Consider the following 9,718-nt stretch of genomic DNA (forward strand, 5'->3'; position numbering starts at 1 on the left):
TGAAAGTGGTCATTGACCGAATGATTGAAAGCGACAGAAGTAAGATTTTTTACAAGCCTTTTTACAGAAGAAATGAGTTTAACGATGAAAAGTATAAACCTACATTCGCCCCGACGGTTTATAGTGGACAAAAGGTTTGTCTGAGAATTTTTCTTGATCAGTGGGAAGGGGAAGAAATCACCCTCACTCCTTATGTAAGAAATACGTTTACAGGCGAAGAACTTATCCAGGATGGTATTTCGTTGCGGAACCAAGGTTGGAATGATCTTCAATTTATTGTACCTCATACAGAAGGAGCAGTGATTGATGAAGTTGGATTCATCATTCGAACGAATTCTCCGCTAACAAATCGTGCATTAGGCTGTTTATATATTGGAGAATTCCATGTGAGTGGTCAGGCATCCTATGAAATCGACTTTTCCAAACAGTTTGTCGAGTTTTTGAGCATAACACCATTTGCCCACCACCGCGGAGAATGGAAGCTTGAAGAGAAACAAATGAGATATACCTCAACTGACCATTGTTCCTCCTATACTGGTAATTACTACTCTAGTGATTATGACGTGGAAGTGAATGTGCACCCGGAATCGGGAGAGAGTCATTGCTTGATTATCCGTGCCAACGGAATAAAGCGGCAATATCTAGTTGGATTTGATGGTATTGGAAAGGTATCGCTCATTCGCAACGATTTCGGATATACACGTTTAAAAACTGTTGCTTATAATTGGAAACTAGGGGAAAATTATCTGTTCAACGTCCAATGCGAGGGTGAATATCTGAAGTTCTCAATTAATGGTGAAGCTATATTGGAATTACAAGATGACGTGTATTCACAAGGAATGTTTGGTTTCGGCTGCTTGGAGAAAGGGGAAGGAACCCTTACTCATTTCAAAGTGAATGAGACGTGATTTTAAAACTTTAGGAGCATCAGGATCTTGAAGGACCTGATGCTTCTTTACCTCTCACACTGGATTAATTGATATACTAGAAGAAAATGGCTAATAAAGAAAGAGGTACAATCTTGTGGAAAGAAAGTCGGTAACAATACGAGATGTGGCAAAAGAAGCAGGTGTATCTGTAGCCACCATCTCCAGGTACTTGAATAGAAGCGGTTATATAGGTAAAGCAACCGAAGAAAAAATTAAGAAGGTCATGGAATTACTGGATTATAAACCGAATGAAATTGCAAGAGGATTGGCGAAGAAGAAAACGAATTCAATTGCATTAATTATTCCAGATATTAAAAATCCTTTTTTTCCTGAACTGGTAGTGGCTATAGAAGGCGTGGCAAAATCGAAAGGCTATAGTCTTATTTTGGTTAACGCCGAGCACGAAGAACTCCAAAACAATACCTTTTGGAGGACCTTCCAGAATCGATATGTTGATGGTTTTATTATTGCCTCCTTTCAATTCAGCGATAAAATGAATGCTGAATTAAAAGGACTGAATATCCCATTCGTTAAGATTGACCGGGCTGCTGATGGCGGCTCCTATAATTCTATTGAAGTGGATAATTATATGGGGGCAAAGCTTGCTACTGAACACTTAATTGAAATTGGCTGTAAAAAAATTGCCCATGTGTCGGGTTTACCTATCTCCAAGCCAGTCATCGAACGTATGAATGGTTTCGTTGATACCATTAGAGCTCATTTCCCTGATAAAGAAACTCTTACGTATGAAGGTGACTTTTCCTTAGAAAGCGGAATGAAAGTTACCAAGCAAATTTGCGAAGAACACAAGGATATCGATGGTTTATTCTTAGGAAATGATCTGATGGCACTCGGCACATTGAAACAACTGCAGCTATTAAAAAGAAGAGTGCCCGAGGAAATCGCCATTATCGGTTTTGACGGCATTCAATTGACCAAAATGGTCGAACCGGAAATCAGTACTATCCAGCAGCCTATTTATGAAATTGGTGTAAAAGCAACAACGAAACTAATTGACTTAATCGAAAACAAGTCAACCGAACTTATGAAAACAGTATTGGATGTCAAATTGGTAAAACGGGGATCTACAGTAGGATTCCGGGGTTAATTATTCTGGTAAATGTTACAAAGCACCTGACACTATGTTAGGTGCTTTCTTTTTTCTCCTGGAATTCTTACTATCTATTCAACTATGAGTAGGCTGATGCGAAGGGACGGGGGGACAGGTCCCTCGTCCCATATATTAAGATTGGATGATTAATGTGGGACAAGGAACCTGTCCCCTTGTCCTAATTTTCAGAAAAGTAATTGTATTCAATAAATTACTGTGGTAATATAGCTCTAATCATTACCTAACTAATATTAGTTAGGAGAACAGGAGGCACTATGTCGACGAAAGAAAAAATCAAGGAATCAGCAACAAAGTTATTTGCAGAACATGGATACTCTGGTATGACAATTAAGGAAATAGCTAAGGAAGTGGGGATTAAACCACCTTCCATTTATGCTTTTTTTAAAGGGAAAGATGACGTTTTTTTAGCCATTTACCGAGACGCGCTGGAGGGACATTTATTAACGGTAGAATCCCAATTTAACAGCGGCTGTTCTGCAAAAAGCCAGCTTTATTCGATTTTGAAATCTGCCGTTGATTTTCAATTTCGAGAGGATTTAAAGACAAAACTTCTTATTCGCCTGATGATTTCCCCGCCTGATTTTTTGAAGGAAGACATTTCTAGGCGTTTTGATGAAATGGAGCAGAATGAATACAAGATCTTATGTGAGATATTCAAACATGGGATTGATAAGGGTGAAGTGAAAGCACTTGATTGTCATGAACTTTCCATATCGTTCCAATGTTTAATGGACGGGGTTTTTTGGCAGATGCAACGTCACAACCAAGAAGAAATTTATAAAAGACTCAATGTAATCTTTGATCAGTTTTGGATTGGGATATCCCAGGAGAATGGAATTACTTCTACAAAAAATTAAATGAAAGGGAGGCAGAAGAATGTCCAAGGTTGCCAGTAGTAATAAGTTAATAAAAGATTATGAACGCGAGCCAGTCCCTCTTGAAATGAGAAAAGGATGGTTCAAGCTCTCGATTGTTTGGATGGGAGCGGTCATTGCCCTTTCTGCCATTATTTTGGGAGGGACTTTAGCAGGTGGGCTGACTATGCCCCAAGCCATAATTGCTTCCTTTATCGGTACTTTCCTACTCGCTTGTTTAAGTGCATTGTGCAGTTTGGTAGGTGCTAAAACCAATCTATCAACGGCCATGATTTCAACTTTTGCACTTGGCAGATACGGTTCATATGCTGTTTCGATTGTCATTGCACTCGCTTTGTTTGGATGGTTCGGAGTCCAATTAGATTTATTTGGAGCGAGTATGGCTCAAATCATCAGTGACTCATTCGGTGTCGAATTCAATAAACAGCTTCTCGTGGTTATTGGAGGAATTCTCATGACAACCACCGCAGTAATTGGGTATAAAGCAATTGAAAAATTAAGTTTGATAGCAGTTCCGCTGTTAGCTGTATTAATCATTGCTTCCCTTGTGAAGGTTGTCAGTGGTTCCGGTCAAAATGAATTGGCAAATAATCTGTTTGGAGAACCTTTAACAGTAGGGGTATCGGTTTCACTCATAATCGGATCACTTGCTGTAGGTGCGATCATCGGCCCGGACATTTCAAGGTATGCCAGGAGTCCAAAAGATGCTGTGATTTCTTCTTATGTTGGGTTTTTTATCGGTTTCAGTTTAGTGCTTATTGCTGCAGCGGTGATAGCAAAAGCTACTTCTCAAGTTGACATCATTGCCATCATGTTGGGCCTTGGATGGGGGACAGGCGCTTTATTGATTCTCATTTTGGCTCAATGGACGACAAATGATAATAATCTGTATTCTTCAGCACTGGGGTTCTCGGTTATATTTAGAAACACTCCTAAATTTGTATTAACGATCATTGCTGGAACAATTGGTACCCTTTTAGCCGTTGGTGGTATTTATGATAGCTTCATTCCATTTCTCACCTTCTTGAGTGCTCTCATTCCGCCAATTGGGGGCGTATACGTTGCAGATTATTTTATGAATCAATCAAAGTACAGATTTGAGAACCTGGAAAATATAAAGGCAGTTCATTTACCAAATGTGGGTGTGTGGGTGTTTGCATCACTGGTAGCATTTATGACTACTCCTGCACCGAATGGATTTGGGATGTTTTCTTTGACGGGTGCTTCTGGGTTTGACGCATTTATTGTTGCTCTCTTGTTACAAGGCATTGTTTCGAAAGTGGTACAAGTAAGAACATCTGGATCATTAAGTATGTAAATAATAATTGGAGGGGATTTCATGAGGTTATTAGGAAAGCAAGAGATAGAAGATATCGCGGTTGGCGCAGCACTATTAGGAACTGGAGGAGGGGGAGACCCTTATATCGGAAAATTGATGGCTCTGCAAGCGATAGAAGAATATGGTCCCATTACATTACTTGATCCTGAAGAAGTGCCGGATGAAGCAGTAATAGTGCCGTCGGCCATGATGGGGGCACCCACGGTAATGATCGAGAAAGTCCCGAGCGGGGAGGAAGCTGTCACAGCATTTGAATCCTTGAAGGAATTCATGGGGGAAGACATATTCGCTACTATGCCGATAGAAGCGGGGGGAGTAAACTCACTTCTTCCATTTGCTTTAGCAGCTCGCCAAGGCCTTCCTGTAGTAGATGCGGATGGTATGGGAAGAGCATTCCCGGAACTGCAGATGGTCACATTCTACTTAGATGGATTGGATGCAACACCAATGGTACTCTCAGACGAAAAAGGGAACGGGATGGTATTAAACACGATTAACAGTGTCTGGGCTGAACGGTTAGCCCGAAATGCCACAATTGAAATGGGCGGATCGGTCATGCTGGCGATTTACCCAATGAAGGGAAAAGATATGAAGCGCTCAGCCATCCGAAATACCCTGAGTCTTGAAGAGGAGATAGGGCGCAATATTCGTGAAGCAAAAGAAAAAAATTATGATCCTGTTGAAGCTGTATTGAAGAAAACAAATGGCTTTCGACTCTTTAATGGAAAAGTAAAAGATATTAACCGTAAAACAGAAACAGGATTTGCAAGAGGGACAGCCATTATTGAGGGCATAAATGAAAATAAAAATGAAGAACTGGAATTAAATTTCCAAAATGAGCATTTAATCGCAAAAACAAAAGAACGGTTATTATGTGTCACACCTGACTTAATTGCCGTACTGGACGCAGAAACGGGAATGCCGATTACGACAGAAGGATTAAGATATGGAGCACGCTGCATTGTCATAGGGATGCCGTGTGATCCAAAATGGCGGACAAAAAAAGGTATTGCGAATGTAGGACCGGGTTACTTTGGGTATGACGCGGAGTATATTCCCGTTGAGGAATTAATCGGTAAGGGGGAGAAAATCAATGGCTAACTATAGAATTGGAATAGATGTAGGAGGGACGCATACAGATGCGGTTATCTTAGATGACAAATATAACGTGGTGTCAGAGACGAAAGAGCCGACCACTGAAGATGTCAGTACCGGAATCTATAATGCCATTAAAAAAATTATAGCAGGGGCAAATGTACCAAAAGATAACATCAAATATGCTATGCTGGGCACTACCCATTGTACAAATGCAATTGTAGAACGGAAGAGGTTGAATAAAGTAGCGGTGGTCAGAATCGGCGCTCCGGCAACCTTGGGAATTAAGCCTCTTGTCGGGGTACCGGATGACCTGAGAGAAATCCTCGGAAAATATGTTTACATTGTTCGAGGGGGAAATGAGTTTGATGGGAGAGAGATTGCAGAGCTGGACAGCGAACACTTAGTTGAAATTGCCCATGAACTTAAAGGCAAGGTGGATTCCATCGCGATAACCTCTGTCTTCTCCCCGGTTTCTACCAATCACGAACATGAAGCTCAACGAATTTTTCAAGAAGTGCTGGGCGAAGAAGTCGCGATATCTCTATCAAGTGAAATCGGCAGTGTTGGGTTACTGGAACGTGAAAATGCTACAATTCTAAATGCAGCTGTAGTGAATGTCGCGCGCAGTACAGCAGAAGGCTTTGTAAATGCGTTAAAAGAAGAAGGAGTCCATGCAAAAGTCTTCTTTGGTCAAAATGACGGGACACTTATGTCAGTTGAATATACGGTGAAATACCCCATTTTAACAATTGCCTGCGGACCAACAAACAGTATTCGCGGTGCTTCCTATTTGACCGATCAATCAGAAGCACTCGTTGTAGATGTTGGAGGAACAACTACTGATATCGGGGTACTGGTTAATTCGTTTCCTAGACAGTCATCACTTGCAGTGGACATTGGCGGTGTAAGGACAAACTTTAGAATGCCTGATATAACTTCTGTTGGAATAGGCGGAGGTACCATTGTGAGAGTGCAAGAAGATGGGAGCGTAACACTCGGACCTGACAGTGTAGGATATCGCCTCCAACAAGAAGCATATGTTTTTGGCGGGAATACATTAACTACCACAGACATAATCGTAGCCAAAGGAATGGCGGATATCGGTGATTTCAGATTGGTGAAAGACATAGATGAAAAGGTAGTAGAAAAAGCTTTCGCTAAACTCGTCGAAACAGTGGAAGAAGCAATTGACCGAATGAAAACCAGTGCAGAGCCGATTCCGGTCATATTAGTTGGCGGAGGAAGTGTGTTACTTCCAGAACAGTTACGGGGTGCTTCCATGGTTCACAGACCTGAGCATTTCGGAGTGGCGAATGCAATCGGGTCTGCTATATCCCAAGTAAGCGGCCAGATTGAACGCGTATTTGCATTGGACGAATTAGGGAGAGAACAAACGTTAGACATGGCAAAGCAAATGGCTGTTGAAGAAGCAATCCGTGCAGGTGCATCCTCCAGCGATATTGAAATTGTGGACTTTGAAGATGTTCCTCTTGCTTATTTGCCGGGTAACGCAACGAGAATCCGGGCGAAGGCTGCCGGGGTACTGGCGGAATAAACATAGTTATGAGATCAAAGTTAAAAGCACCTAAATAAAGTCAGAGTTGGTGTATTTAGCGTTTCTTTTAAAACAGTATTATCGACAGGGGTAGATCAGAGACAGCTTCCATTCTACTTTTTGCGTAAATTGAAAGGGAGAGTTTCACAATTGTCTTATAAAGAAGACATGAGTGATGCTGATTCTAGATAGAGAAAATCCTTCTGGTCCCATCTGACATTCTATATGTGAATATAAATATATGAAAAATTATATTTTCATCCATTAAAAACTGAACAGGACAGGCAGTTACAGGAAGTTTCCGGAAGGATTCAGCGTTCATAATAATAATTCAAACGCCAAACAATCTCTAGAAAAACCTTTTCTCAATAGGGAGAAAAGGTTTTTCTAATATATGTGATAAGATGAGTGAAAAAAACAGTTAAAGGGTGGCTTAAATAGCAGTGAATATTTTAATCCTAATAGCATTGGCTTTGATTATTTTCGCATCAATCGCAGCTTGGGTTAATACTCAGACGATATTAAGAGATTTAACAGAAATTAAAGAGAGATTGGGGATTAAGGAAGAGAAGAACCAAAGCTTTCTTGATAAAGACCTTGACAATGATTAATTAGACACTGGGGGCTTGCCCTCCCACAGATGTGTGTTCCATTCCTTGAGCCGCTGTCCGAAAACGGGATAAGAAATGGTCATTCGACTGAAGAAGGCTGGATACGTGCCAAGAAGATCGTGTGCGGTATGTTTTTACAGTGAAAGAAAAGAAGGGTCATGGGGGCAGGTACCGTGGCCCGATAAAAAGGTTTTTCCAAGAAAACCAACAGCTTATCATCAAAAAGACTGCCTTTAAAGAGAAAAAAGACAGTCTTTTGTTGCTTTTACTTGCAGCAGTAGAACAAGAGAATAAAGTGCCATCTCATATCTCCCAGCTCTATTGCTTTCCCCATTACAAAGCTACTATTTTTCCACTATCTCTAATTGATTATAATAGTCATCTAAAATGACTATCCGGATTTGAATCGTATTGTTACTGTCTATTTCATTCAAAAAACTTATTTATTGGTCCACCTCAAATTTATCCTTAAATATGTTTTGATACTGAATATTGTATCAGAAAACCCAGATACTGAATTAGAGGAATGTCCTCTTCCAAAAGGATGGTTTTTAGCCGGACTTCCTAGTGAAAGAGAAATTCTTGCTGTTTAATTGCTTAGGGACCCACGTGTCCTTCTTAATTGTGTAAAAGTGTTCCTGAATAGATGGCGTTGGTTCTGACCCCAGGTTTGATTTCCCCATTAATTGAATAAATATTTTTATTCAATGATACTAAGCCTGCACCACAAGGGGCATCGAATGGAACCTTTCCGATTGATCTCCATGTGTCTTTTTGGGCATTATAGATGAGGACTTCTTTATTCCAATTGAACTCATGGGGGTCGGCATTAAAATACTGGGTTCTGAAAGCGGCTAGTTCTTCTCCTTGTAATGTACCTAGTTTTTCAACGGCATCATCATAGACAGCTTTATTGAATCCTCCGATCACCAACATTTCATTCTTATTTAATTGGACCGAATTAGCTCCTAGTAAAGAGATTTCCTCCCCGCCTGCTTCCACACTAGCAACTTTTGACCAGGCATTTTTTCCGATATCATATTTGTACCCATCTGTATAAGCAATGGAACCTCCGCCGCTGAATACATAAAGATTTCCATTTAGTAGTTGTGCGACACTTTGGTTTCGGACTCTTTCCCCTGGAATCGATGCCAATTCTTTCGTTTTAGAGGTTTTCAGGTCATACTCATATAGTTTATTGCTGTCTATTCCATTTTGCTGACCGAAACCAATATACAATTTCCCGTTTTTCTCTACAGCAATTCCATTACTGATCGTAAAAGGAAGCTCGCCGATTTTTTTTACTTTTAGTTTCTTGTTTTTATCAATCGTAAGGAAGAGAATATCGTCACCATACTCTGCTTCAGGACTCCCTCCAATATAATAGACTCCTTTTTTTGTAGTGATCGAAGAACCATATCCGATTTCATGGTCAAGATTCGTATGTTCAACCATCGTTAATTGATTTTTTTCTTTTTTCAAGACATAAATGTCGGAATAATGCTTCTTTGCACCTCCATTTAAAACGGATTCATATGGGAAATTCGCTCCCCCGCCAACAATTAAATAATCTTTAAATGATCCCGCCAACACTCCTGCCGTACCGATATTTTCTTCAAACCCCTTTTGTGCTTCTAGCTCCCCTGCATGTTCCCAGGTGATTCGTTCGATTGAATTTGCATGATGGGCAGCGTCTGCTTTGGATTCTCCACTTTCACTCACGATAGCGTTTGTATTCAAGCCCATGAACCCTCCAACAATGAGCATTGACGTGATGGCGGCAACCTGAATCTTTTTCAAGAAAATTTCCTCCTTTTATCCGAATTTAGTAAACTTTCAGCAATAGCCTGTACGGGTATTTTGGTCATTCGTATGAGGTGAGCTGATGCGAAAAGACCCAAAACAGTATGCCTTTCGCAACAGCATTGATCATTTATTTGTCAGCTCTGATAATCAATTTGTCGGTAAAGTCAGATGAACTTTCAAATAATTCACCGTACACATTATAAATTGAAAGATTGTCATCAAAATCAAATTCCGCCGTATAGGCTCTTGGTTTCACATCGGGGACGATTCCTTCGAAAATGAAATGGGAATTGTCGATTTTCTGAACTAACTCAAGTGGCATTTCCTTCCCGTCAATGTTTCCGGTTATCACTTGCTCACCCATTAGTATTAC

The 9,718-nt window shown here is 40.5% G+C and carries 9 protein-coding genes and 1 pseudogene; 8 read left to right on the plus strand and 2 right to left on the minus strand.

The window, feature by feature from the left end; translation table 11 throughout:
- From HP456_RS15165 to HP456_RS15200, 8 genes and pseudogenes are all read left to right on the plus strand, one after another.
- A pseudogene (locus HP456_RS15165) lies at positions 1-908 on the plus strand (ADP-ribosylglycohydrolase family protein); the annotation flags it as partial.
- 115 nt (positions 909-1,023) lie between these two features.
- Positions 1,024-2,037, plus strand: a complete 1,014-nt coding sequence (locus HP456_RS15170; protein WP_172252563.1) for a LacI family DNA-binding transcriptional regulator — start codon at positions 1,024-1,026, stop codon at positions 2,035-2,037.
- A gap of 278 nt (positions 2,038-2,315) precedes the next feature.
- A complete protein-coding gene (locus tag HP456_RS15175; RefSeq protein WP_172252565.1) occupies positions 2,316-2,918 on the plus strand; it encodes a TetR/AcrR family transcriptional regulator in 603 nt (200 codons plus the stop codon).
- Between the two features lie 19 nt (positions 2,919-2,937).
- Positions 2,938-4,254 carry a cytosine permease gene (locus HP456_RS15180; RefSeq protein WP_172252567.1) on the plus strand — a complete coding sequence of 439 codons (1,317 nt, stop codon included), beginning with the start codon at positions 2,938-2,940 and terminating at the stop codon, positions 4,252-4,254.
- A 21-nt stretch (positions 4,255-4,275) separates the two neighbouring features.
- The gene (locus HP456_RS15185; protein ID WP_172252569.1) at positions 4,276-5,376 is read left to right on the plus strand and encodes an S-methyl thiohydantoin desulfurase family protein; all 1,101 of its coding nucleotides are present in this window, start codon (positions 4,276-4,278) and stop codon (positions 5,374-5,376) included.
- Entirely contained in the window at positions 5,369-6,928 is a 1,560-nt protein-coding gene (locus HP456_RS15190) for a hydantoinase/oxoprolinase N-terminal domain-containing protein (RefSeq protein ID WP_172252571.1), read from the plus strand. The genes HP456_RS15185 and HP456_RS15190 overlap by 8 nt, the downstream gene beginning before the upstream one ends.
- Positions 6,929-7,371: 443 nt before the next feature.
- Positions 7,372-7,539 (plus strand): hypothetical protein, encoded by a 168-nt coding sequence (locus HP456_RS15195; RefSeq protein ID WP_172252573.1) that lies wholly within the window; start codon positions 7,372-7,374, stop codon positions 7,537-7,539.
- 139 nt (positions 7,540-7,678) lie between these two features.
- Positions 7,679-7,930, plus strand: coding sequence for a hypothetical protein (locus HP456_RS15200; protein ID WP_172252575.1), 252 nt, complete (start codon positions 7,679-7,681; stop codon positions 7,928-7,930).
- A 227-nt stretch (positions 7,931-8,157) separates the two neighbouring features.
- On the opposite strand, the gene HP456_RS15205 is transcribed toward HP456_RS15200, so the two are convergent.
- On the minus strand, positions 8,158-9,339 hold the full coding sequence (locus HP456_RS15205) for a cyclically-permuted mutarotase family protein (protein ID WP_216663305.1): 1,182 nt from the start codon (positions 9,337-9,339) through the stop codon (positions 8,158-8,160).
- A 133-nt stretch (positions 9,340-9,472) separates the two neighbouring features.
- Positions 9,473-9,718 (minus strand): hypothetical protein (locus HP456_RS15210; protein WP_172252577.1); only part of this gene is annotated, 246 nt, incomplete at its 5' end.

The sequence above is a fragment of the Bacillus haikouensis genome (assembly GCF_013179555.1).
GTDB lineage: Bacteria > Bacillota > Bacilli > Bacillales > Bacillaceae_B > Rossellomorea > Rossellomorea haikouensis_A.